The 23,375-nt window shown below is 61.3% G+C and carries 24 protein-coding genes; 12 read left to right on the top strand and 12 right to left on the bottom strand.

The features are described 5' to 3' along the window. Positions 1-3: 3 nt before the first annotated feature. Complete coding sequence (locus HX839_RS18920; RefSeq protein ID WP_008432105.1) at positions 4-501, bottom strand: DUF6231 family protein; 498 nt, start codon at positions 499-501, stop codon at positions 4-6. 180 nt (positions 502-681) lie between these two features. Here HX839_RS18920 and HX839_RS18925 point away from each other — a divergent pair, with 180 nt between their 5' ends. The 3 genes from HX839_RS18925 (at position 682) to HX839_RS18935 (ending at position 2,550) form a co-directional block, all read left to right on the top strand. Continuing rightward, entirely contained in the window at positions 682-1,377 is a 696-nt protein-coding gene (locus HX839_RS18925; protein ID WP_008432103.1) for an OmpA family protein, read from the top strand. Positions 1,378-1,505: 128 nt separating this feature from the next. Continuing rightward, positions 1,506-1,799 carry a DUF1145 domain-containing protein gene (locus tag HX839_RS18930; protein ID WP_177067535.1) on the top strand — a complete coding sequence of 98 codons (294 nt, stop codon included), beginning with the start codon at positions 1,506-1,508 and terminating at the stop codon, positions 1,797-1,799. Continuing rightward, positions 1,792-2,550: a hypothetical protein gene (locus HX839_RS18935; RefSeq protein WP_003213707.1), complete on the top strand. Its 759-nt coding sequence runs from the start codon at positions 1,792-1,794 to the stop codon at positions 2,548-2,550. Before HX839_RS18930 ends, HX839_RS18935 begins: the two co-directional genes overlap by 8 nt. A 102-nt stretch (positions 2,551-2,652) precedes the next feature. On the opposite strand, the gene HX839_RS18940 is transcribed toward HX839_RS18935, so the two are convergent. Next, the gene (locus HX839_RS18940) at positions 2,653-3,117 is read right to left on the bottom strand and encodes a CopD family protein (protein WP_003213709.1); all 465 of its coding nucleotides are present in this window, start codon (positions 3,115-3,117) and stop codon (positions 2,653-2,655) included. 99 nt (positions 3,118-3,216) lie between these two features. On the opposite strand from HX839_RS18940, the gene dinG reads away from it, so the two are divergent. The 6 genes from dinG to HX839_RS18970 all read left to right on the top strand — a co-directional run bounded on the left by dinG (position 3,217) and on the right by HX839_RS18970 (position 11,746). Next, positions 3,217-5,361 (top strand): ATP-dependent DNA helicase DinG, encoded by a 2,145-nt coding sequence (gene dinG / locus HX839_RS18945; RefSeq protein WP_008432096.1) that lies wholly within the window; start codon positions 3,217-3,219, stop codon positions 5,359-5,361. Positions 5,362-5,456: 95 nt separating this feature from the next. After that, entirely contained in the window at positions 5,457-7,784 is a 2,328-nt protein-coding gene (locus HX839_RS18950; RefSeq protein WP_008432094.1) for a beta-galactosidase, read from the top strand. A 92-nt stretch (positions 7,785-7,876) separates the two neighbouring features. After that, positions 7,877-9,022: an EstA family serine hydrolase gene (locus HX839_RS18955; protein WP_003211696.1), complete on the top strand. Its 1,146-nt coding sequence runs from the start codon at positions 7,877-7,879 to the stop codon at positions 9,020-9,022. A 142-nt stretch (positions 9,023-9,164) separates the two neighbouring features. Further along, complete coding sequence (locus tag HX839_RS18960) at positions 9,165-10,325, top strand: OmpA family protein (RefSeq protein ID WP_177021286.1); 1,161 nt, start codon at positions 9,165-9,167, stop codon at positions 10,323-10,325. Between the two features lie 27 nt (positions 10,326-10,352). Continuing rightward, positions 10,353-11,000, top strand: a complete 648-nt coding sequence (pdxH, locus tag HX839_RS18965) for a pyridoxamine 5'-phosphate oxidase (protein ID WP_003211693.1) — start codon at positions 10,353-10,355, stop codon at positions 10,998-11,000. 281 nt (positions 11,001-11,281) lie between these two features. After that, a complete protein-coding gene (locus tag HX839_RS18970; protein WP_003189251.1) occupies positions 11,282-11,746 on the top strand; it encodes a glycine zipper 2TM domain-containing protein in 465 nt (154 codons plus the stop codon). 75 nt (positions 11,747-11,821) lie between these two features. Here HX839_RS18970 and HX839_RS18975 read toward each other — a convergent pair whose 3' ends face one another. The 3 genes from HX839_RS18975 to nhaA all read right to left on the bottom strand — a co-directional run bounded on the left by HX839_RS18975 (position 11,822) and on the right by nhaA (position 14,727). Further along, positions 11,822-12,157: a hypothetical protein gene (locus HX839_RS18975; protein ID WP_008432085.1), complete on the bottom strand. Its 336-nt coding sequence runs from the start codon at positions 12,155-12,157 to the stop codon at positions 11,822-11,824. Continuing rightward, a complete protein-coding gene (locus tag HX839_RS18980) occupies positions 12,154-13,383 on the bottom strand; it encodes an S-type pyocin domain-containing protein (RefSeq protein WP_177037026.1) in 1,230 nt (409 codons plus the stop codon). Before HX839_RS18980 ends, HX839_RS18975 begins: the two co-directional genes overlap by 4 nt. A 156-nt stretch (positions 13,384-13,539) precedes the next feature. Continuing rightward, positions 13,540-14,727 (bottom strand): Na+/H+ antiporter NhaA, encoded by a 1,188-nt coding sequence (gene nhaA / locus HX839_RS18985; protein WP_003211688.1) that lies wholly within the window; start codon positions 14,725-14,727, stop codon positions 13,540-13,542. 213 nt (positions 14,728-14,940) lie between these two features. On the opposite strand from nhaA, the gene HX839_RS18990 reads away from it, so the two are divergent. Beyond that, positions 14,941-16,038, top strand: coding sequence for a PLP-dependent cysteine synthase family protein (locus HX839_RS18990; protein WP_173406096.1), 1,098 nt, complete (start codon positions 14,941-14,943; stop codon positions 16,036-16,038). Between the two features lie 135 nt (positions 16,039-16,173). Here the strand turns inward: HX839_RS18990 and HX839_RS18995 are convergent, their stop codons facing one another. Beyond that, entirely contained in the window at positions 16,174-17,787 is a 1,614-nt protein-coding gene (locus HX839_RS18995; RefSeq protein ID WP_003211683.1) for an NAD(P)/FAD-dependent oxidoreductase, read from the bottom strand. Positions 17,788-17,894: 107 nt separating this feature from the next. Next, positions 17,895-18,566 (bottom strand): COG3650 family protein, encoded by a 672-nt coding sequence (locus HX839_RS19000; protein ID WP_003211681.1) that lies wholly within the window; start codon positions 18,564-18,566, stop codon positions 17,895-17,897. A gap of 172 nt (positions 18,567-18,738) precedes the next feature. On the opposite strand from HX839_RS19000, the gene HX839_RS19005 reads away from it, so the two are divergent. Beyond that, entirely contained in the window at positions 18,739-19,098 is a 360-nt protein-coding gene (locus HX839_RS19005; protein ID WP_003211679.1) for a hypothetical protein, read from the top strand. A gap of 16 nt (positions 19,099-19,114) precedes the next feature. On the opposite strand, the gene HX839_RS19010 is transcribed toward HX839_RS19005, so the two are convergent. Then, positions 19,115-19,714 carry a short chain dehydrogenase gene (locus HX839_RS19010; RefSeq protein ID WP_003211677.1) on the bottom strand — a complete coding sequence of 200 codons (600 nt, stop codon included), beginning with the start codon at positions 19,712-19,714 and terminating at the stop codon, positions 19,115-19,117. Positions 19,715-19,818: 104 nt separating this feature from the next. Here HX839_RS19010 and HX839_RS19015 point away from each other — a divergent pair, with 104 nt between their 5' ends. Beyond that, positions 19,819-20,727: a LysR family transcriptional regulator gene (locus HX839_RS19015; protein ID WP_177067536.1), complete on the top strand. Its 909-nt coding sequence runs from the start codon at positions 19,819-19,821 to the stop codon at positions 20,725-20,727. Here the strand turns inward: HX839_RS19015 and HX839_RS19020 are convergent. Genes HX839_RS19020 through HX839_RS19035 form a run of 4 tightly spaced genes read right to left on the bottom strand, consistent with a single transcriptional unit; the run spans position 20,724 to position 23,186 of the window. After that, complete coding sequence (locus HX839_RS19020) at positions 20,724-21,209, bottom strand: DoxX family protein (protein ID WP_177067537.1); 486 nt, start codon at positions 21,207-21,209, stop codon at positions 20,724-20,726. The two genes, HX839_RS19015 and HX839_RS19020, sit on opposite strands and share 4 nt — an antisense overlap. Continuing rightward, positions 21,206-21,982, bottom strand: coding sequence for a DUF2063 domain-containing protein (locus HX839_RS19025; RefSeq protein ID WP_003211670.1), 777 nt, complete (start codon positions 21,980-21,982; stop codon positions 21,206-21,208). Before HX839_RS19025 ends, HX839_RS19020 begins: the two co-directional genes overlap by 4 nt. Further along, the gene (locus tag HX839_RS19030) at positions 21,979-22,854 is read right to left on the bottom strand and encodes a DUF692 domain-containing protein (RefSeq protein WP_177067538.1); all 876 of its coding nucleotides are present in this window, start codon (positions 22,852-22,854) and stop codon (positions 21,979-21,981) included. Before HX839_RS19030 ends, HX839_RS19025 begins: the two co-directional genes overlap by 4 nt. A gap of 26 nt (positions 22,855-22,880) precedes the next feature. Further along, entirely contained in the window at positions 22,881-23,186 is a 306-nt protein-coding gene (locus HX839_RS19035) for a DUF2282 domain-containing protein (RefSeq protein ID WP_003211666.1), read from the bottom strand. Between the last annotated feature and the right edge of the window lie 189 nt (positions 23,187-23,375).

Raw genomic sequence — 23,375 nt, forward strand, 5'->3', positions numbered from 1 at the left:
GGGTTACCACCAATACTTTCCGAAATTTTGCGGGTTGGCCCAGAAGCGGGCATTCAGCCAATCCGGCACCTGTTTATAGTCAAGCAGATCATAGGTAAACAGCGTCAAAACCTGATCGTCGCGCTGGAAACGCTCGCTGGCTTGCAGGGCCAGGGAGAAGAAATCGGTGTCTTTCCAGTGGCAGGCCTCCAGGTCCACCAGCACCGCAATGCGACTGGCATTGAGGTTGCGGATGCCCCCCAGCAGGGTCAGGCCCGCAGGTTTTGACAGGTGTTCCAGGCAACCGACCGCCAGTGCCAGGTCAAAACGCTGGGCCGCGAGGTCGGTGGGCAAGGGACCGGGCTCGGCGAAGGACACCACGGTATCCGGGTGTGCTTCCTTAAAGGCATCCAGCGCCGGGAACTGGCTGGCGCCCAATAACAACAGGCGTTTGGGCGCGTGAAGATCAAGCAGCGCAGCGAGCGCTTGCTGGGGTGTACGGGAAGAAATACCGGCAGTCATCGAAGATCCTCACATCAGGACCGTAGAGACTAGCCTGCCTGAGCGTGCGGGCCTAGAGCGGGCGGCGAGAATAAACCGCTCGGCCCAATGAATACTGGGGTGTGACACGCTGGCGCAGATGAAAAGAGCCGTCTTTACTCCACTCGTCGGCCCCCGCCGATCCCCTCAGGAGAAAGTCAGATGAGCATCATGCGGACAGCTCTACCCTTGGTTCTGCTAACCGGAGTATTGACAGGTTGCGCAGGCTTGCAAAAAACCGACTGGCCCACCTGTGCCGCCGTCGGCGGTGTGACCGGTGCTGCCATTGGTGCGACCCAAAGCTCGTCCTATGCAGGCTACGGCGCACTGCTGATTGGCGGCATGGCTGGCGCCTATTGCTGGGTGCATGGCGACGGTGACGAGGACGGCGATGGCGTACCGGACAGCCGCGACAAGTGCCCTGGCACGCCAAAAGGCGTGCAGGTCGACGCCAATGGCTGCCCTCCGGTGCCGGTAGCGGTGGTTCAAGAGGAAGTGGTGGTGGTCAAGGAAGAAACCATCGTGATTCGTGACGTGCACTTCGAGTTCGACTCCGCGAAGCTCACGGCTGCCGACAAAACCAAGCTCGACGTGATTGCCACCCGCCTGAAAAAAGAGGCCCCGAGTGCGCAGCTGCGCGTCAGCGGGCATACCGACAGTGTCGGTAAAGATGCCTACAACCAGAAACTCTCTGAACGACGCGCTCATTCGGTGACCGACTACCTAGTCAGTTCCGGCATCCCGCGCAGCAGTTTTGTCTCCGTGACCGGCGCCGGCGAAAGCCACCCCGTAGCCGATAACAAAACCGCTGATGGCCGCGCGCTGAACCGCCGCGTGGAAATTCAGATCAACCGCTGACCCCGCCTCAAGGCCCCTGCGGAATCCCCAGGGGCCCCTTCATCAATTTTTTAATCCTTCACTGGCACAACGCCTGTAGAAGTCGTTACTGTGCGCCCAAAGAATAATGTGCAAGGGGAGCGTGCGGGATGAAGGTGTTTTGGGGGCTGGGTAAATTCTTGACGTTGCTGTTCTGGGTCGTGGTGGTGGTCAACCTGATCACTCCGCTGATCAACCCGTTCCACCTGTTGGTCAACCTGGCCGGCAGCCTGTTGTTGCTGACCCATGTTCTGGAACTGCTGTTGTTCAACGGCAGTGTGAAAACCCGTGCCCATCCCTGGCGTGACCGCTTGCAGATCCTGCTGGTGGGTATGTTCCATTTGCAGAGCTTTTCGACGCCGACACCGGCTAATGATGTAAACAAGGAGGCCAATCATGCGTAAGGTTTTTCTGTTGGCCCTGCTGGTCAGCCCCATTGCCCTGGCCCAGAGCGTCAGCGTCGAGACCAACTCGTTGATGCGCCTGCCCAACAGCAGTGGCGTGTTGCAACTGGAGCGACTGGACGTGGCGGATTACGGCACCTTGCTGATTCCCGCCAATATCACCCAGGTGACCGTGGATGAACTGCACCTGGGCCGCGACGCGCGAATCGCCATCGTGCCCGGTAGCACCACGTTGCAACTGCAGGTGCGTCAGGCGCAGCTGGAGCAGGGCAGCCAGATCACCTCACGCGGCGCTCCCGGTACCCATGAGCGCCCGGCCAAGGCGGGGCGTGACCTGGTGTTGCGGATTAACTCGCTGACGGCCGATGAGCTGTCGGTGGATGCCCGCGGTGGCGCGGGTGCCCAGGGTTATGCCGGGCTGGATGGTGCCAACGGCGAAGACCCGGGCTGCACCTGGGGTTCGGCCGGGCGCGGTGCCAATGGCGACAACGGCGGCGACGGGCTGCCGGGCGCGGCGGGCGCGCAGGTTCGTGTGGAATTGCCGCAGGACTTCCCGGGCGAGAAAATCAAGGTCTGGGTGGACGGCGGAGCCGGTGGCTTGGCGGGCACGGCGGGCAAGCCGGGTAAAGGCGGGCAGTCCAAGGGGTGCCTGGTGTACCGCGCGGATGGCGGCGAAAAGGGCCGAGCCGGGTTGGAAGGGCAGCCGGGGCCAGCGGGGCCTGCGGGTGCTGTGACCATTCAGAGGCTCTGAGGCGACTGGCCTGACGCTTTCGCGAGCAAGCCCGCTCCCACATTTGAAACGCATTCCAAATGTGGGTGCGGGCTTGCTCGCGAAAGCGGTCTACTAGGCGCTTTAGAACATCGGCCGTGCCGAAGCAATCGCCACCAGCACCAACCCCACTATCAAGTTGATCCCCACCAATTTACGAATCTGCCCCAAGGCCGCAGCCCCGGCCGGCCAATCCTCCGCCGCCACCGCCACGCGCAGCTCCGGCAACTTCAGCGCCTGAATCCGGATAAACAGCGCCGTCATCACCACATACAACCCCATCATGACCTGTACATAACGCGGTGCGGTCTCAAACCCGCTGAAGCGCAGTTGCAGCAGGCCGACACCGCTGATCGGCAACACCAGCACCGCCACCCAGACCCACACGAAAAAACGTTGAAACACATTTACCCAGAGTTTCAGCCGGGCCGGCCCGTCCAGCGCGGCCATGGCGGCGGGGCGCAGGATCATCCAGGCGAAAAACATACCGCCGACCCAGATCAGGGCGGCCAGTACATGCAGGGTGTAAGCGAAGCTAAAGACGGTCATTGGGGTACTCCGTTCTGCGCGGGATTAATTAGCGGGGTATGATAGCGGCCGATCCGAACCACTGAAAATTTATCCAGCGTTTTTTGCGCCCGACTATCCATGATCAGCACTGAACTCAAAACCACGATCCAGGGCGCCTACTCGCGTTTTCTCGAAGCCAAGAGCTTGAAACCGCGGTACGGCCAGCGCCTGATGATCGCCGAAGTCGCCAAGGTCCTCGGGGATATCGACACCGACGACGAAGGTCGGCGCAGTGGCGACCCCGCCGTGGTGGCCGTCGAGGCCGGCACCGGTACCGGTAAAACCGTGGCCTACAGCCTGGCGGCGATCCCCACCGCCAAGGCCGCCGGCAAGCGCCTGGTGATTGCCACCGCTACCGTCGCCCTGCAAGAGCAGATTGTCTACAAGGACCTGCCCGACCTGATGCGCAACAGCGGCCTGAATTTCACCTTCGCCCTGGCCAAGGGCCGTGGGCGCTATATGTGCCTGTCCAAGCTCGACGTGCTGTTGCAGGAAGGCCACGCGCAAACCGCCACTGCCTCGCTGTTCGAAGAAGAAGGCTTCAAGATCGAAGTCGATGAGGTCAGTCAGAAGCTGTTTACCAGCATGATCGAGAAACTGGCGGGCAATAAATGGGACGGCGACCGCGACAGCTGGCCCAATGCCCTGGAAGACGCCGACTGGGCACGCCTGACCACCGATCACAGCCAGTGCACCAACCGTCATTGCCCCAACTTCGGCCAGTGCGCCTTCTACAAGGCCCGGGAAGGCATGGGCAAGGTAGACGTTATTGTCACCAACCATGACATGGTCCTCGCCGACCTGGCCCTGGGGGGCGGCGCCGTGTTGCCCGACCCGCGCGACACACTCTACGTGTTCGACGAAGGCCATCACCTGCCCGACAAGGCCATCGGCCACTTTGCTCACTACACGCGGCTGCGCTCCACCGCCGACTGGCTGGAAACCACCGCCAAGAACCTCACCAAGTTGCTCGCACAGCACCCGCTGCCGGGCGACCTGGGCAAGTTGATCGAGCAGGTGCCGGAGCTGGCGCGGGAGATCAAGACCCAGCAGCAATTCATGTTCAGCGCCTGCGAGCAGGTGGCAGACTTCAAGCCCGGCGAAGATGTGGAAGGCCGCGAACGGCCGCGCCATCGTTTCGTTGGCGGGCTGATCCCCGAGCACATGCGCGAAATGGGCGTCGAGCTGAAAAAGGGCTTTTCGCGCCTGACCGACTTGTTCACCCGTCTCACCGATTTGCTCAAGGAAGGCATGGATGGCGAGGTCAATATCGGCATCGCCAGCAATCAGGCTGAAGAATGGTACCCGCTGTTTGGCAGCCTGCTGTCCCGGTCCCAGGGCAACTGGGAGTTGTGGACCGCCTTTACCGTCGAAGACCCGGAAGACAACCCGCCCATGGCCCGTTGGCTGACCCTGTCGGAAAGCGGTGCGCTGTTCGATATCGAGGTCAACGCCAGCCCGATCCTGGCGGCGGAAATGCTCCGACGCAATCTGTGGAACGTGGCCTACGGTGCCTTGGTCACCTCGGCTACGCTGACGGCCCTGGGCACCTTCGACCGCTTCCGCATGCGCGCCGGGCTGCCGAAGAAGGCCGTCACCGCCGTGGTGCCCAGCCCGTTCCATCACGCCGACGCCGGTGTGCTGCGGGTACCGGACCTCAAGGCCGACCCACGGGATGCGCCGGCCCATACGGCGGCGATCATTCGTGACCTGCCATCATTGGTGGAGGGCTCACGGGGCACGCTGGTGTTGTTCTCGTCCCGCAAACAGATGCAGGACGTGTTCGACGGCCTCGACCGTGACTGGCGCAAGCAGGTGTTTATCCAGGGCAACCTGTCGAAACAGGAAACCCTGAACAAGCACAAGGCGCGGGTGGATGGCGGCGATTCCAGCGTGCTGTTCGGCCTCGCGAGTTTCGCCGAGGGTGTGGATTTGCCCGGTGCCTACTGCGAACACGTGGTGATCGCCAAGATCCCGTTCTCGGTGCCGGATGATCCGGTGGAAGCCGCGTTGGCCGAATGGATCGAAGCCCGGGGCGGTAATCCGTTCATGGAGATCTCGGTGCCGGACGCTTCCTTGAAACTGGTCCAGGCCTGCGGCCGCCTGCTGCGTACCGAAGAAGATCGCGGCACCATCACCTTGCTTGACCGGCGTCTGGTTACCCAGCGCTATGGGAAAGCTATCCTGAATGCTTTACCGCCGTTTCGGCGGGAAATTTCTTAAGGCCCAGTGGGCGAATTCGCCCACTTTGTGGTCTATCTCACCATCGCTTCACGTCATCAGGCCAGTCACCGGCCGTTTGGGAGAACCTTGTTCACATGATTCGCACGCTGCCCGCTGTTTTTGCCCTGTTGTTTGCCGCGCCATTGCTGGCTGCGCCTGCCGGGCAACAAACCTTGTTCAACTTTGTACGGCCCGCCGATGTGGTCAAGGTGGCGACCCAGGACGCCAGCCTGCCGCAATACAACGCCGAACAAACCGCTGAAGGCGAAGTGCTGCGCCGTATCACCTTCAACCCGGCGGCCGAACCGAGCCTGGTGCTCAGCCCGCAGACCGGCGCCTGGGACTGGTCGCAATCCGGTGCCATGAGCCTGCGGATTCAAAGTGCGATGGACTGGGCGCTGACCCTGTACGTCAAGGTGCAGAGCAATGACGGCCGGACACTGTTCAGCCGTATCGACCTGCCAGCCGGTCCCGCGCAAACGCTGTTGATTCCGCTGCAAGCCAACTCGCCCCTGAGCCAGGGGATGAAGGCCGGCCCGCCGATGCCGATCACCGTCGATGGCCAGCGCGTGCTGCTGGCCAGCAGCGAAGGGGAGATCGACCGCAGCCAGATCGTGTCGGTGACCCTGTCGATGATCAAGCCGAACGTTGCCCAAAGCATCTTGCTCGAACGCTTTGGCGTGCAGGACATCGCGCCGGTACTCAAGGCTACCTACAGCGATCTGGTGGACGCCTATGGGCAGTCCACCCGCGCCCGGTGGCCGGAGAAAGTCAGCAGCGACGAGCAGTTGAGGGCCGCAGCGGTCAAGGAACAGCAACAGCTCAAGGGCTGGCTGGCCGAGCGCGACAAGGCCTCCCTGGACAAATTCGGCGGCTGGAACAAGGGCCCGGCCTTTGACGCCAGCGGCTTCTTCCGCACCGAGAAGCGCGACGGGCGCTGGTACCTGGTGACACCGGAAGGCCATCCGTTCTACTCCCTGGGCGTCAACACCGTCGCCCCGGACAACAGCCAGACCTACGTGGCGGGCCGCGAATGGATGTTTGCCGCGCTGCCCAAGGCCGGCGAGCCTTTCGACAAATACTACGGCAGCGGTGACAGCCGCAGCGGCAATGGTGCCGATCAGGGGCGCAGCTTTAATGTCGGCCGCTGGTACGACTTCTATGGCGCCAACCTGCAGCGTACCTATGGCCAGCCGTGCGTGCCGCCGGCACCTTGTGCTCCGGAAGGTTTCGACCAGAAACGCTGGGTCAGCCACACCCTCGACCGCCTGCGGGCCTGGGGTTTCAATACTGTGGGCAACTGGAGTGCGCCGCAGCTGGCGACCGCCGACCGCGTGCCTTATACCTTGCCACTGTCGATCGTCGGTGATTACGCGAGCATCAGCACCGGCACCGATTGGTGGGGCGGCATGCCCGACCCGTTCGACCCGCGCTTCGCCATGGCCACCGAGCGTGCGGTGGCAATTGCCGCCCGTGACCATCGCGACGACCCGTGGCTGATCGGCTTCTTTGCCGACAACGAACTGGCCTGGGCCGGTCCCGGTGATGATGCGAAATCCCGCTACGCCCTGGCCTACGGCACCCTGCGCATGACCACCGACGTGCCGGCCAAGCGCGCGTTTCTCAAGCAATTGCGCGACAAGTACCGCAACCAGGAGGGGCTTTCCAGGGCCTGGGGCATCGAGCTGCCCGCCTGGGAACTGATGGAAGACCCGGGCTTTGTGCCGCCAATGCCAAGCCCGGAGCACCCGGAAATCGAAGCGGACTTCAAGTACTTCCAGAAGACCTTTGCCGACGCCTACTTCAAGACCATCTCCGATGCATTGAAATGGCATGCGCCCAACCAGCTGTTGCTGGGTGGCCGATACGCGGTCAGCACGCCGGAAGCGGTGGCGTCCTGCGCGCAATATTGCGATGTGCTGAGCTTCAACATGTACACCCTCAAGCCTCAGGACGGCTACGACTTCGCGGCCCTGCGGACGTTGGACAAGCCGGTGCTGATCACCGAATTCAACTTCGGCTCGGCGGACCGCGGCCCGTTCTGGGGCGGCGTGACGCAGTTGGCCCGGGAAGAGGATCGTGGGGTTGCCTACGCCAACTTCCTGAAGCAGGCCATGGCCGAGCCGTCGATCGTCGGCGTGCATTGGTTCCAGTACCTGGACCAGCCGGTTACCGGCCGTTTGCTTGACGGCGAAAACGGCCACTTCGGCCTGGTCGGCATCACCGATGTGCCGTTCCAGGGGTTTGTCGACAGTGTGCGCAAAAGTAACCTGGCTGCCGTCGATCAGCTGGGCAAGGAGGCCGAAAAGGCCAAGGCTGCCGCAGCGGTCCACGCCGGTGAGGGCGGCAAGCCCGGGCGTGAAGGCAATGCAGCAGCGCCGGGTGCAGAGCATTCCGGCGGGCATTCCGGCAAAGGTCATTGATGGGGGCTGATCGACGAGAGCGGGTTCACAAATCGCTCAATGGCTGGAACAATGTCGGCCACTTTCTGTAGTACTTTTCCAAGGGGGCTTAGGTGCAGATTCAGGGTCATTACGAGCTTCAATTCGAAGCGGTGCGTGAAGCCTTCGCCGCGCTGTTCGACGACCCTCAGGAACGTGGTGCCGCGCTGTGCATCCAGATTGGCGGCGAAACCGTCGTCGACTTGTGGGCCGGTACCGCCGACAAGGACGGTGCCGAGGCCTGGCACAGCGACACCATTGCCAATCTGTTCTCCTGCACCAAGACCTTTACGGCCGTCACGGCGCTGCAACTGGTGGCCGAAGGCAAGTTGCAGCTGGATGCGCCGGTCGCCAAGTACTGGCCGGAGTTTGCTGCCGCGGGCAAGGAAGCCATCACCCTGCGCCATCTGCTCTGTCACCAGGCCGGGTTGCCGGCCCTGCGTGAAACGCTGCCCGCCGAAGCCCTGTACGACTGGCAGATGATGGTCGACGCCCTCGCCGCCGAAGCGCCATGGTGGAAGCTCGGGGAAGGGCACGGTTATGCGGCGATTACCTATGGTTGGCTGGTGGGCGAGTTGCTGCGCCGCGCCGACGGTCGTGGGCCGGGCGAGTCCATCGTGGCCCGGGTTGCACGGCCACTGGGCCTGGATTTTCATGTGGGGTTGGCAGATGAAGAGTTTTATCGAGTTGCCCATATAGCCCGAGGCAAGGGCAATGTTGGCGATGAGGCGGCACAACGTTTACTTCAAGTAACGATGCGCGAGCCGACGGCGATGACTACCCGTGCATTTACCAATCCACCGTCTATTCTGACCAGCACTAATAAACCCGAATGGCGGCGTATGCAGCAGCCAGCGGCAAATGGTCACGGTAATGCGCGAAGTCTGGCGGGTTTTTATAGTGGGCTGCTCGACGGTAGTTTGCTGGAAGCCGATATGCTCGAAGAGTTGACCCGCGAACACAGTATCGGCCCGGATAAAACCTTATTGACACAAACCCGGTTCGGGCTGGGTTGCATGTTGGATCAACCGCATGTGCCAAACGCCACCTTCGGCCTTGGCCCACGGGCCTTCGGGCATCCCGGGGCCGGTGGTTCGGTGGGGTTTGCCGATCCGGAACATGATGTAGCCTTTGGTTTCGTGACCAATACATTGGGCCCTTATGTACTTATGGACCCGCGGGCGCAAAAGTTGGTAAGAATATTGGCCGGTTGTCTGTAAATAGCTTGCTGTCTTGCGTTTTTTTGTTACAAAGGCACATACAAAAAGACGCTAGGCAAAATGTTGTAACTTTAATGTTCCAAAAGCGTCTGTTTAACGGGTCATTCAGGCCCCTGGTTTTTTCTCATTTTGTGGATATCTCATGTTATCGAACAAGTCCTTGGCACTGGCGCTATGCCTCACTATTACTGGCTGTGCACAAACCCCACAAAATGATGCCGAGGGCGGGCATTGGTGGTCATTTGGCTCCGATAAGGCTGCTACCAAGGACGCAGTGAGCCAGGCCGACACCAAACCGGATGCCAAGCCGGCGGTCGCCGCCAAGGCGCCAGCGCCGGTAGCACCCGCTGCTGCTGCACCTGCACCGGTTGCGAAGGCGGATACCGGCTCGAGCTGGTGGCCGTTTTCGTCGAAAGCCGACGACGCCAAGGCAGACCTGAAGGCCGACCTCAAGGCGGCAACGCCTGCCTCCGGCGCCCCGGCTGATGCACCGGCCGCTGCACCTGCCGTTGCCAAGACGGATACCGATACCAAATGGTGGTGGCCGTTCGAAAGCAAGCCAAAGCCATTGGCCAAGGTCGACGTCGCCAACATCCCGATGCCTGATCCAAAAATCACCCAGGCCTGGCTGGACGACTACGAGCCACGCCTGCGTCTCGCGATCAAGGACAGCAACCTGCAACTGGAACGCCGTGACAACGTATTGGTGGTGATTGCCCCGGTTGATGGCTCCTACAACCCGAAACGCCCGGCGATGTTGCTGCCCGTGACCCTGGGGCCGTTCACCCGTGTTGCCAAGGCCGTTGAAGGCGATCCGAAGACCGCCGTACTGGTCCTGGGCCATGTAGATACCTCGGGTGCCGAGCCGGTGAGCCAGGCCCTGACCAAGGAACGTGCACAGTCCATCGCTTCGATCTTCAGCCTCAGCGGCCTGAAGCAGGACCGCCTGATGCTGCGTGGCATGGGCGACCTGATGCCGCGTGCCGCCAACGACAGCAACCAGGGCCGCGCCCTGAACCGTCGCATGGAAATCATGTTCACCCAGCGCACCACCATGCTGGCCTTGTTGAGCAAGTACAACTCGGCCAATCCGCCGAAGGCTGAAATGGTCGCTGTGCAGGACGTTCCTGCTCCAGCCGCTGCTCCGGTCAAAAAAGCTGCCGCTCCGGCGAAAAAAACCGTCGCCAAGAAAGCTGCCGCCAAGCCGGCTGCCAAAAAGGCCCCGGCCAAGCCTGCTGCTAAAAAGCCAGCACCTGCCAAGGCCGCCGCTCCAGCTGCTACCAACGACCAGGCGAAGAACTGATTATTTGAGCAAGAAGGATAAAGCCGCATGACCCAGGCACTGGCCGATATGCGCCGTGACTACACACGGGACGGTTTGAGCGAGGCCCAGGCCCCGGATGAACCGTTTGCCTTGTTCCACCAGTGGTTCGCCGACGCGGTGAAAACCGAACAGCCACCGGTGGAGGCCAATGCCATGACCCTGGCTACGGTGGACCAGGACGGTCGCCCGCACTGCCGGATCCTGCTGCTCAAAGGCCTGGATACACAGGGCTTTACCTTCTTCACCAATTATCAGAGCGCCAAGGGCGAACAACTCGCGGCGCGACCGTTTGCCGCCATGACCTTCTTCTGGCCGACCCTGGAGCGCCAGGTGCGCATCGAAGGTCGGGTGGTCAAGGTCTCGCCCGAGGAGTCGGATGCTTACTTCCAGGTCCGTCCCCTGGGTAGCCGCCTGGGTGCCTGGGCTTCACCGCAAAGCCGGGTAATCAGGGACCGCGAAGAGTTGCAGGCGCTGCTCAAGGCCACCGAACAACGCTTCAGCGATACCCAGCCTGATTGCCCCGAACACTGGGGTGGTTACCGCCTGCTGCCGGAGCGCATCGAGTTCTGGCAAGGCCGCGCGAGTCGTTTGCACGACCGCTTGAACTTCCGCTTGCAGGGGGCCGACTGGACCCGTGAGCGCCTGGCGCCCTGAGCCCACCTTTCGTCACCTCGCCTGAATGTAGCGCTGCACGCCGAAGTCTCTAGTCAGAGGCCTTGGATGGGTAGCGCTGCGCTGCGTTATGCGGCCGTTAGCTACAATGATGACAGCGTCCATCAAGATCCTGAGGGAGGTGGGAACGCTACCGTTCGTCGAGTTTTTCGGTACAGGTTCTCTGTACTAAGGCTGAATGAAAACAATTTTCTGCCCGGCATGCCGTGACAGGCGGCAAGCCACAGCGGTTTAATGGATACCTGTCCTTTGGAGTTGATGCTATGCGTAAGTCCGTTTTACTAGTTGCCTGCTTTACCACCCTGTCGCTGCTGCTGGGTGGCTGCGCCTCGAGTCTGACCGGCGACTCGTACTCCCGTGACGAAGCTCGTCGTGTACAGACTGTTCGCATGGGCACCATCGAATCCCTGCGTCCGGTGAAAATCGAAGGCACCAAGACCCCAATCGGCGGCGCTGCGGGCGCAGTCATCGGCGGCGTTGGCGGCAGCGCCATCGGCGGCGGCCGTGGCAGCATCGTGACCGCCGTTATCGGCGCAGTCGCCGGCGGCCTGCTGGGCTCGGCCACCGAGGAAGGCCTGACCCGCACCCAGGGTGTTGAAATCACCGTCCGCGAAGATGATGGCAGCATGCGCGCCTACGTCCAGGCGGTTCAAGAGAACGAAATCTTCCGCATCGGCGACCGCGTCCGCATCATGACGGTGGACGGAACCAGCCGCGTTACTCGCTAAGGGTAAGGTTGCAGGAAAAGAAAAACCCCAACCGGGTGGCCGGTTGGGGTTTTTTGTTGGGGTATATGTGGGATATCAGGTGAACATCTGAATGTCGTCAAGCGTGTCTTGTACGACTCCGCTCAGAGAAGGAGATTTCCTTTTTGCCTGTTGCAGTACGGGCGTAACTTTCGCCATGTCCAACTCGCCGAAACGGCGTGCAATGTGGCCTATCGCGATGATGGCAGCCGACGCGATGTCCTCGTTGTCATTGTTTGCGTACTTGAGACAGGTTTCTTGTGCCCAGATAGCATCTGTCTCGTTAAGGCCGATGGATATTAGAGCTTCTGTGACCTTGGTCAGGTCATTAGTGGCTATAAAGCTTATAGCTTCATCCTGACTTAAAGAAGGGTCGTGATAGCGCAAACTCATTTTTCGGCTCCCAGAATCTTTCCTTTTCGATCTGTTTTGTTCGCTTTTATTAAAGCATTTTTCATCTCTTGTCTTAGCTCACTCCACAGTCTCACATGACCGTGGTAAACGCCTTCTGAGGTGCGATCGATCACTACAAACTCTTTTGTGTGTGGGTCAATCCCTATGCGTCTACGTGAGTTTGGCGGATTCAGCTCTACCGAGTTATTAAGCGCATCCAGGCCGTTAGTCGGCTTTCTGCTTTTGACAGCGTTATCTTTTTTTCCGTGATAGGGGGCGTCCTCATACCTCAGGCTTACGACGATATACAGAGGTCGAATACCCGAACCCGCCGGAAACACCAGAATAAAATCCCTGTATTCCGGCGGATAGATCGGATCAACGATGATGTTGTCGGCCTTCTCGGTTGGCGGATACACCCAGATTTGCGGCGCCTGCGGTGCAGCCTCCAACGCAGGAATGCCGAGGGTGTCAGCGGGGTCGACAGCAGGCGTCCAGATCAGCTCGACGCCGTCGCCCAAGTCCGCGACCTGCTGCGTGCCGCGCTGGCCAAACTGCACGACATCAACCATTTCCCAGTCGCGATTTTTCCCGGTGTAGAAGGCGTATCCCTTGAGCGTGCCGTCAGCAAGTTGCTCGATATGCAGGCGGGCTCGGGTGCGTGCCCGTGGCATTGAGCGCAGTTGACGGTCGCTGTAAAGCGCACTATCGCCCAGGCTGGAGGGCCAGACGAGGGCTGCAACCCCAAGCATCAGTCCGGCCCCAGCTGTTCCAACACTCGCTGCGATGCTGGAGGCGCCACTAACCGCTGAGCCACCCAGTGCCAATGTCCCTAGCCCAGCCGGGAGTGCGCTGCCGCTGATCTTTTTGAGTGACAGCAGCCCCTCGATGTCCGTTTCACGACCACCCAGCAGAACGTGCTCGCCATAGTCTCCTATGGGGTCAAGCGGTACATAGCCGGATGGATTGTTGTAGTCGATGTGGGCGTCCGGCAGGTTGCAGGACTTGGCGAAGACGCAGCCCGCGATGGGCAATGTTGCTGGCGGTCGCTCCACTTTGCGTCTGGCCTCGTAGACCTCCTGACGGGCAAGCATGGCTTCGTATGCTCGCTGCCTGGCCTCACGATCAGCCAGCTCGCGCTCGCTCATGTTCTCGAGCCGACGGTAACCCCCCGTGCCGGTCCCGTAGCATCGCCAGACTTGGGGGATATCCTTGCTGTTTGCCATCGTGCCCTCCTGGCGTGTTGCATAACGACGTCCGGCGGCGGAGCCGGGAGCACGACGTTATTGCAAGCAGCGGAGGGTGGATGTAGGACGGTTCTGTGAGATGGCGCCGAATGGGCCTAGAGGAGGTTGGAGCCGGCAAGCCGGCTCCAAAAGCGGTTACGCCTGAACGAGCGCCTGCTTGCGACTGGCCATCGCCGTCACTGCATACCCGATCAGCGCCGCCAATATCGATCCGGTCAGGATGCCCATCCGGTCCATACCCGCGTATTCACTGCTGCCCGGCACAAACGCCAGGGAGCCGACAAACAGGCTCATGGTGAAGCCGATGCCGCACAGGACCGCCACGCCGAGCACCTGGCCCCAGTTGGCGCCGGCGGGCAGTGCGGCAAGGCCGGTTTTTACCATGACCCAGGTGAAGCCCAGTACGCCAACGGTCTTGCCCAGCAGCAGGCCGGCGGCGATGCCCATTGGCACGTGGTGGGTGAAGCTTTCCAGGTTGACGCCCACCAGCGAGACGCCGGCATTCGCAAAGGCAAACAGCGGCAGGATCGCGTAAGCCACCCAAGGATGCAGGGCGTGTTCCAGGGTCAGCAGCGGCGATGGCTCGGCGTTTTTGGTGCGCAGCGGGATGCAGAAGGCCAATGTCACGCCCGCCAGGGTGGCGTGCACGCCACTCTTGAGCACGCAGACCCACAGGATCAGCCCGACAATCATGTAGGGCCCCAGCTTGACCACACCCAGCCGGTTCATCGCAATCAAGGCGATCAGGCATGCCGCTGCGCCGGCCAATGACGCCCCGGACAGGTCGGTGGAGTAGAAGATGGCGATCACGATGATTGCGCCAAGGTCGTCGATGATGGCCAGGGTCATCAGGAACAACTTAAGCGATACCGGCACGCGCTTGCCCAGCAGGGCCAATACGCCCAGGGCGAAGGCAATGTCGGTGGCCATGGGGATTGCCCAGCCACCCAGGGCGGCCGGGTTGTCCTTGTTCAGCGCCCAATAGATCAGCGCCGGCACGACCATGCCGCCGATGGCTGCCGCTCCCGGCAGTACTACTTGCGAAGGCTTGGACAGTTGGCCGTCGAGCAACTCGCGTTTGACCTCAAGGCCGATCAGCAGGAAGAACAGGGCCATCAGGCCGTCGTTGATCCACAGCAGCGCCGGCTTGGCGATTTTCAGGGCGCCGATTTGTGCGACCACCGGCACGTCGAGAAAACTCGCGTAGAGGTGCGACAGCGGTGAGTTGTTGATGATCAGCGCCAAAGCGGCAGCAGCGATCAGGAGCAGACCGCTGGCGGCTTCCAGCTGGAAGAAACGGGTGAAAGTGCTACGCAGAGGCAAGGGATGCTCTCCAATCAAAGTTCAATAGGTGGGTACCCTAACCCGTACCGTTAGTTGTTAAAACAAAAGTTATATTCTTATTTGTTATAAGGGATCGGTCTGATCACTTGCGCGCCAGACCCCGGAAATTGTGTGTCCAATTGAGTCATGACTGTATCTGTGTGGAGTGTAGGAAACATCCTAAGATCAGGACTGAAATCCTTAGAGAAACCGATCATGAGCGACAACCGCCAATGGGCCCGCGAAGCCATTCGCATTATTGAAGCGGACTTCCAGCGCAGCGCCGACACCCACCTGATCCCCTTGCCAATGCAGGGTTTGCCAGGTATCGAGTTGTATTTCAAGGATGAGTCCAGCCATCCCACCGGCAGCCTGAAACATCGGTTGGCGCGTTCGTTGTTCCTCTATGCGTTGTGCAACGGCTGGCTCAAGCCCGGTGCACCGGTGATCGAAGCCTCCAGCGGTTCCACGGCGATTTCCGAGGCGTACTTCGCCAGGCTGCTGGGCTTGCCGTTTATTGCGGTGATGCCGGCCACCACTTCCCAGGAAAAGATTGCGCAGATCGCGTTCTACGGGGGCAAGAGCCATCTGGTGCAGGATCCGACGCAGATCTACGCCGAATCCGAGCGCCTGGCGCAGGAAAGCGGTGGTCATTTCATGGACCAGTTCACCTATGCCGAACGTGCCACTGACTGGCGCGCCAACAACAACATCGCTGAATCGATCTTCCAGCAACTGCGCTTTGAGCGTTATCCGGAGCCGAGTTGGCTGATTTCCAGCCCCGGCACGGGTGGCACCACGGCGACGTTGGGGCGTTATGTGCGTTATCGCCAGCACTGCACCCGAGTGTTGTGCGCGGACGCGGAGCGTTCGGTGTTTTTCGACTACTACCTGAGCGGCGACGCCAGCCTGCGCCTGGACTGTGGCTCGCGCATCGAAGGCATTGGCCGGCCACGGGTTGAGGCGTCGTTCCTGCCGAAAGTGATTGATGCGATGGTCAAGGTGCCGGATGCGCTGTCCCTGGCGGCCATGCATTACCTGGCGCAGCGCTTGGGGCGGCGAGTAGGCGGCTCAAGTGGCACCAACCTGATCGGTGCATTGATCGCGGCGCAGCAGATGAAGGCGGCAGGGGAGTCGGGCTCGATCGTGGCGATCTTGTGCGACGGCGGTGAGCGCTATGCCACGACCTATTACGATCAGGCCTGGCTTGCAGGGCAGGGGTATGAGTTGGAGGGTTTGATTGCGGCCGTTGCGGCGAGTGTCGAGCGGGGGCAACCGTTGCCGGAAAGCATCCTGCGCGCCAATATTTGAAACACCGCATTACCAATGTGGGAGCGGGCTTGCTCGCGAATGCGGTGTGTCAGCCAATACATCATTCGGCTGATCCACCGCATTCGCGAGCAAGCCCGCTCCCACATTTGATCTGCTGCGTTTTCAGCGCAGTGGTTAAGCCTCGATACCCAACATATCCCGCGCCAGCGCCTCGGCAATCCGAATCCCGTCGACACCAGCCGACAAAATCCCACCGGCATAACCGGCACCTTCGCCCGCCGGGAACAGGCCTTTCACGTTCAAGCTTTGCATCGACTCATTACGGGTAATCCGCAGCGGCGATGAAGTGCGGGTCTCGATCCCGGTCAGGACCGCGTCGTGCAGCGAGTAGCCCTTGATCTGCTTCTCGAACGCCGGCAACGCTTCGCGGATGGCTTCGATGGCAAACTCCGGCAACGCCAGCGCCAGGTCACCCAGGGCTACGCCGGGCTTGTAGGATGGCTCCACGGTACCGATGGCGGTGGACGGCTTGCCGGCGATGAAATCACCCACCAGCTGCGCCGGTGCTTCGTAGTTGCTGCCGCCGAGGATGAACGCGTGGGATTCCAGGCGTTCCTGCAACTCGATCCCGGCCAGCGGGCCGCCCGGGTAATCCACTTCCGGGGTGATGCCCACCACGATCCCGGAGTTGGCGTTGCGTTCATTACGCGAGTACTGGCTCATGCCGTTGGTTACTACGCGGTTCGGCTCTGATGTCGCCGCGACCACGGTACCGCCCGGGCACATGCAGAAGCTGTACACCGAACGGCCGTTCTTGGCGTGGTGCACCAGTTTGTAATCGGCGGCCCCGAGTTTCGGGTGGCCGGCGTACTTGCCCAGGCGTGCAGCGTCGATCAGCGACTGCGGATGTTCGATACGGAAACCCACCGAGAACGGCTTGGCTTCCATGTACACGCCACGGCCATGCAGCATGCGGAAGGTATCGCGGGCGCTGTGGCCGAGGGCCAGGATTACGTGCTTGGACAGGATCTGCTCGCCGCCATCCACCACCACGCCATTCAACTGGCCGTCTTCGATCAGCACGTCGGTGACCCGCTGCTCGAAGCGCACTTCACCGCCCAGGGCGATGATCTGCTGGCGCATGTTTTCCACGACGCCGGTCAGGCGAAACGTACCGATGTGCGGCTTGCTGACGTAGAGGATTTCGTCTGGCGCACCGGCCTTGACGAACTCGTGCAGCACCTTGCGACCGTGGAATTTCGGGTCCTTGATCTGGCTATAGAGCTTGCCGTCGGAGAAGGTCCCGGCGCCGCCTTCACCGAACTGCACGTTGGATTCCGGGTTCAGCACATTCTTGCGCCACAGGCCCCAGGTGTCCTTGGTGCGCTGGCGCACTTCGCGGCCGCGCTCGAGGATGATCGGCTTGAAACCCATCTGTGCCAGCAACAGCCCGGCGAAGATCCCGCACGGGCCAAAACCGACGACGATCGGCCGCTCGGTCAGGCCTTCCGGCGCATGGCCCACGACCTTGTAGCTGATGTCCGGCGCAGGGTTGACGTTGCGGTCGTCGGCGAACTTGAGCAGCAGGGCCGCCTCGCCTTTGACTTCCAGGTCGATGGTGTAGATGAAGCACAGCTCCGACGATTTCTTGCGGGCGTCGTAGCTGCGTTTGAACAGGGTGAAATCGAGCAGGTCATCACTGGCGATGCCCAGGCGTTGCACAATGGCAGGCCGCAGGTCTTCTTCGGGATGGTCGATGGGCAGCTTGAGTTCGGTGATTCGTAACATGACAGGAATCCGGTAGGCGGCGGGCAAAGAGGCCGGCTGTTTTGCAAACCGGCGATTATAAGCCCCAACAGCGGTTTCCCGTCATGCTAAAACAGCGCAGGGCGCAATCAGTCGTCTCGCGAACCGCCGAACGACGCGCAACCGCGTTGCACCTGGCCGTTGACCCGAAGCTCGGCGGACATGTGCTGCAGGCTGCCGCTGGCGCTGTCGACACAGCGTTGCGGGGCCACCCAGAGTTCGATGTGCTGGTTATTCGCTTCGGTCATCAGGTTGAACCGTCCGTCGCCCGATTGCTCTTCCACATACGGCACGGCCAATGGTGGCTGGCCTTCACGCTCCAGCACCATGCCCTTGGCGGTGACGTTCATCGCCCAGGCCGGTTTGTGGCCGTTGGCCCGCAGGATCATGCGCTTGAAGTCCGGGTCATCACAGGCCGAGGTCGAGCGCTCGACGCGGTACACCTGTTGCAGGTCCACCGTGCCCTGGGTACCGCTGGCGACGCCGGAGAACTTGCCACGCAGGTCGGCAAACAGTGCGCCTTGCTGGCCGGCCAGGGAGGCGGCCTCCTGCAGGATGCTGGTGCCACCGGTGTCGTTGACCACGTAGTTGCGTTTGTCGTTGCAGGGCTGGAACAGCAGTTTGTCACCCTGCGCCGTCAACTCGCCCTGCATGCGGGTCATCCCGGCGAGAGAGGGCTTGGCCGGCTCGTTATCGAACATCTGGCAGGCGGCGAACAGGGGCAACAGGGCAAACAAGGCTAGGGTACGGGCGGCACGCATTATCGGGTCTCCTGATAAGTGCCGCCACGTTACGCAGGCTGGCGGTGCATCACAAGCCCGGGACACAGGTTGAATAAGGTGTGCCGGGGGCGATCATCCCTGCTGGGACTTTTCCTATAGAGGGATCTGAACGGTCATGGGAACGTCTTTCTCTTTTATTCGGAAAGCCGCGATGACTATTCGATGGAATCTGTGGGGGCTGTTACTGGTGACGGGTTCTGCACTGGGCAGTGAACCGGCGCGGCTGGAGTACTCCTCTGCCACTGACTTTACCGAGATCTCGATCACCGTGAAGAGGACGCCTGACAGTAGCCCGGACTTTATTTCGGTCAATGTCACGCTGAGCCCGGAGGCCAGGGCCCGCACGGCTGCAATTACTTTACTGGCTTACAACAAGCAGGTTTCGACATACGTAGACGGCTACAACGTGAGTGATGGCGCCACTGTCATGGGTGTGCTGAACACACGAGAAATACAGTTTTCCGTCCCCCAGGACATGCTCCGTAAATGGATGCCCTGGGTTCAACGGTGACGGCTTTTCAGGCTGGTCAGCCTACGATAAACGTCTGCCCGGTCTGCAAGCCTTCCACGCTTTTCGCGTAGGCCAACGCCACTTCTGCACCCGGAGCCGGTTTGTACCCACGGAAGTACGGCGCGTAGCTGCCCATGGCTTCCAGCAGGACGGTAGGGCTGACCGAGTTGATGCGCAGGCCGCGGGGCAGTTCGATCGCAGCGGCTTTCACGAATGCATCCAGCGCGCCGTTGACCAGGGCAGCCGAAGCACCGGTGCGAATCGGATCGCGGTTGAGAATGCCGCTGGTGAAGGTGAACGACGCGCCGTCATTGGCGAACTCGCGGCCAATCAGCAGCAGGTTGACCTGGCCCATCAGCTTGTCTTGCAGGCCCAGGTCAAAATCGGTTTCGCTCATGTCGCCCAGGGGCACGAAGTTGACGCTGCCGGCGGCGCAGATCAGTGCGTCGAATTTGCCGGTCTGTTCGAACAGTTTGCGGATCGAGGCGCTGTCGCTGATATCGACCTGGAAGTCGCCACTTTTGCGACCGATGCTGATCACTTCATGCCGTTGGGACAGTTCTGCCTTCACCGCCGAACCCACGGTACCGCTTGCGCCAATCAACAGGATTTTCATCGTGCCTTCCTCCAGATGTGTAGGTGAGGTTTCAGTCTAGAGTGATTTTTTGCGCGGATAAGTGCACTAATAGGCAACCTTTGGTTTTCAATTGGAAACAATCCATGAGCGAAATGGATGACCTCGCCGCGTTTGCCGTGTTGATCGAAGCCGGCAGCTTTACCTTGGCGGCCCAGCAACTGGGCTGCAGCAAAGGGCAACTGTCCAAGCGCATCAGCCAGTTGGAAGCGCAGTTTTCGGTGGTGTTGTTGCATCGCACCACCCGCCGCCTGAGCCTAACGGCGGCGGGTGTGGCGCTGTTGCCGCAAGCCCAGGCGTTGGTGGTCCAGGTGGAGCGGGCACGTCAGGCATTGGCCAGGCTCAAGGATGATCTCGTCGGCCCGGTGCGTATGACGGTTCCGGTGTCCCTGGGCGAAACCTTCTTCGACGGTCTGTTGCTGGAGTTTTCCCGGGAGTACCCACAGGTGCAGATCGAGTTGGAACTCAACAACCAGTACCGGGACCTGGCGCGGGATGGCTTCGACCTGGCGGTACGTTCGGAGGTCGCCAACGACGAGCGTCTGGTCGCCAAGCCGTTGCTCGCCTGGCACGAGATGACCTGCGCCAGCCCGGCTTACCTGGAACAGCACGGCGAGCCGCTGACGCCGGCGGAACTGGTGGGCCACAACTGTTTGCTGAACAGCCACTACAGTGGTCGTGAAGAGTGGCTGTATCACCAGCAGCATGAGCTGCTGCGGGTTCGCGTATCCGGGACCTTTGCCTCCAACCATTACAACTTGTTGAAGAAGGCTGCACTGGTGGGGGCGGGCATCGCGCGCTTGCCGTCCTACGTGCTGCACGCGGAATTGGCTGACGGTCGCCTGCGCTGGCTCCTGCGGGATTATCAGACCCGCAGCATGCCGATGTACCTGGTCCATCCGTATCAGGGCGGCCTGCCGCGCCGCACCCAGGTACTCGCAGATTATCTGGTGGGCTGGTTCAAGCGCAGCGGCGAAGCCCTCGATCGCCTTTAGCGGTAGCGTCGCGCAATCAGGTGATCAATCGAGAAGCTGCCCGGCCCCTTGGCCATCAACAGCAGCAGCAATGCGATCCAGGTGCCGTGGGTCGGGTAGGCGTCCGGGTAGACGAAAAGCTGGATGGTCAGGGTCATGCCCAGCAGCGCCAGCGCCGAGAATCGCGTGGCAAACCCCACGAGGATCAGCACCGGGAAAAAATGCTCGGCGAACGCAGCCATGTGCGCCGCCACTTCCGCAGACAGCAGCGGCACGTGGTATTCGCTGCGAAACAGCGGCAGGGTGGACGGCGCCAAGTGCGGCCAGCCCAGTTGGAACGTGCCGCCGATCAGGTCCACGGCGAAGCCTTCGACCTTGGTCTGTCCGGATTTCCAGAACACCGCCGCGATAGAGATGCGTGCGACAAAGGCGATCAGGCTGTAGGGGATTTTCTCGAAGCACTGGATGATCCGTTGGATCAGCCCGGGAGCGGTGGTGTTCATGGCGATACCTTGGGTTCTGTGTGCAAGTGGGTGATGGCGCCGTGACCGATCAGCAGGGCCAGGCATTGGTGCAGGTCAAATTCGGCGGCCGCATCGAGGGCGTAGGCCACGGCCATTTCCAATGGCCAGCCGTTGTTCAGGCTGTTGATAAACGTCGCTGAGCCGCTGTCGATGTGAAATACCTGCACGTGCAGGCCATTGCGTAGCACCAGCGCGCTTTGGGCATGGAAGGGGTCGAGGGTGGCGAGGGATTCGCCGGTCTGATGCGCCGCCCATAAAGCCACCACGGCGTAGGCCGAGTTCAGGGTGGCCAGGGATGGATGCAGTTGCAGGCGCAGTTCGCCCAGGTCCGACTGTTGTTGCAGGGTGGCGATGACCTCCTGTTGATCCAGTGGCTGTGCGTCTGCCGCGTGGTAGGCCCTCACCCGCAATCGCTCCAGGCGCGCCACATCAGCCAGGTAAGGCACGCTGGCGGCGGGCGCGAAGCCCTGGATAAAGTCCGCCAGGTCGCTGCCGTACTCATTGATCAGAGGGCTTGTCGGCGGGAAACCCTGGACATACACACCGGCCATCGCCCGAAAAAACTCATCGCCCACCAGTTGCAGGGTGACCGGGTAGCCGGCGGCCAGCGCGTTGATCAGCGAGCTATGGACATTGTTGCGATACACCGCAAAACGACCGGCCGGATCGGCGCCGTTGCGGCTGAACAAGCCTTGCGGGCAGTTTTCCTCGGGGGACAGCAGGGCGCGGCTAAAGACGTCCTGGCGGCTCATGCACGCACCTCCAGCAGAAACCGGTCGGCCTCGCGTGCTTCAGCGTGCAGCACGCTGAACGCCGGCACCTGGTTGTCGCGCTCGATCAGCGTGGCGACCGGGCCGGTGCGGGTGAGCACGTGCTGGTAGAGCTGCCATACCGCGTTGTCGATGGGGGCGCCGTGATCGTCAATCAGCAAACGGTCGCCGAGGCTGTCGGAGTCTTCGGCAAACCCTGCCAGGTGAATCTCGCCCACGGCGTGCAACGGCAAGGCCTCGATGTACTTCAGCGGGTCTTGCTGATGGTTGATGCACGACACATACACATTGTTCACGTCCAGCAGCAGCCCGCAGCCGGTGCGGCGAATCGCTTCGCTGATGAAGTCGGTCTCTTCCAGGGTGGAGCACTGGAATTGCAGATAGGTCGACGGGTTCTCCAGCAGCATGGTCCGCTGCAGGCGGGTTTGTACCTGGTCGATGTGTTCGCACACCCGCTTCAGGGTTTCATCGTCATACGCCAGCGGCAGCAAATCATTGAGAAACACCGGGCCGTGGCTGGACCAGGCCAGGTGTTCGGAAAAGGAGTGGGGTTGATAGCGTTCGATCAGCGTGGCCAAGCGCGCCAGGTGCTCGTCGTTCAGCGGACCTTCGCCGCCAATGGACAGGCCTACACCGTGCAGCGACAGCGGGTACTGTTCGCGGATCAAGCCCAGGTAGTGATGGAAAGGCCCGCCGGCCACCATGTAGTTTTCGGCGTGGACTTCAAAAAAACCGATATCGGGGGACGTCTCGAGCACTTCACTGAAGTGCTCGTTCTTGAGCCCCAGCCCGGCCCGACGGGGGAGGCCGGGCGCCTGAGCCTGGGAGATGGAGTGGGTGAATGAGAGCGTCATCGTCAGTACTCAGGCTGTGCAGGGTTTCAGGACTTGGCGGTGAAGGCAGCTTCCTGGCCGAAGCCGGTTGGCGAGGTGGTGCTTGGGGTTTTCAGGCAGGTACCGGCCGGGACCAGTTTCCAGGCGTTGGCCTGATCCTTGACCTTCGAGGTGCCCGCGCAGGAAGTGCCCGCGCCTGCAGCGCAATCGTTCTTGCCGGCTTCGGCTACACCGAAGCATTTCTGCATGTCATCGGCGGCGTGGGCGGTGGTGGTCAGGGCGGACAGGCTCAGGGCCGAACCCAGGGCCAGGACGAGGGTGGCGGCGGACAGCGAGCGGGTTTTGGTAGTCATGGTGTATCTCCAGCAGTGGGTTGAGTTGGCAAGCATGTTCGCCTGCTTACACCACTAGAGAAAGGGGGAAGGGATTCGTTACAAAGCCGGGGGAAATAATTTCAGGTTTCGCCAAAATCTTTGGTTCACACCAAACAAATGTGGGAGCGGGCTTGCTCGCGAAGGCAGTGGGTCAGTCACCAAACAAGT

It is taken from the genome of Pseudomonas sp. I8001, from assembly GCF_013385345.1.
Classification (GTDB): Bacteria; Pseudomonadota; Gammaproteobacteria; order Pseudomonadales; family Pseudomonadaceae; genus Aquipseudomonas.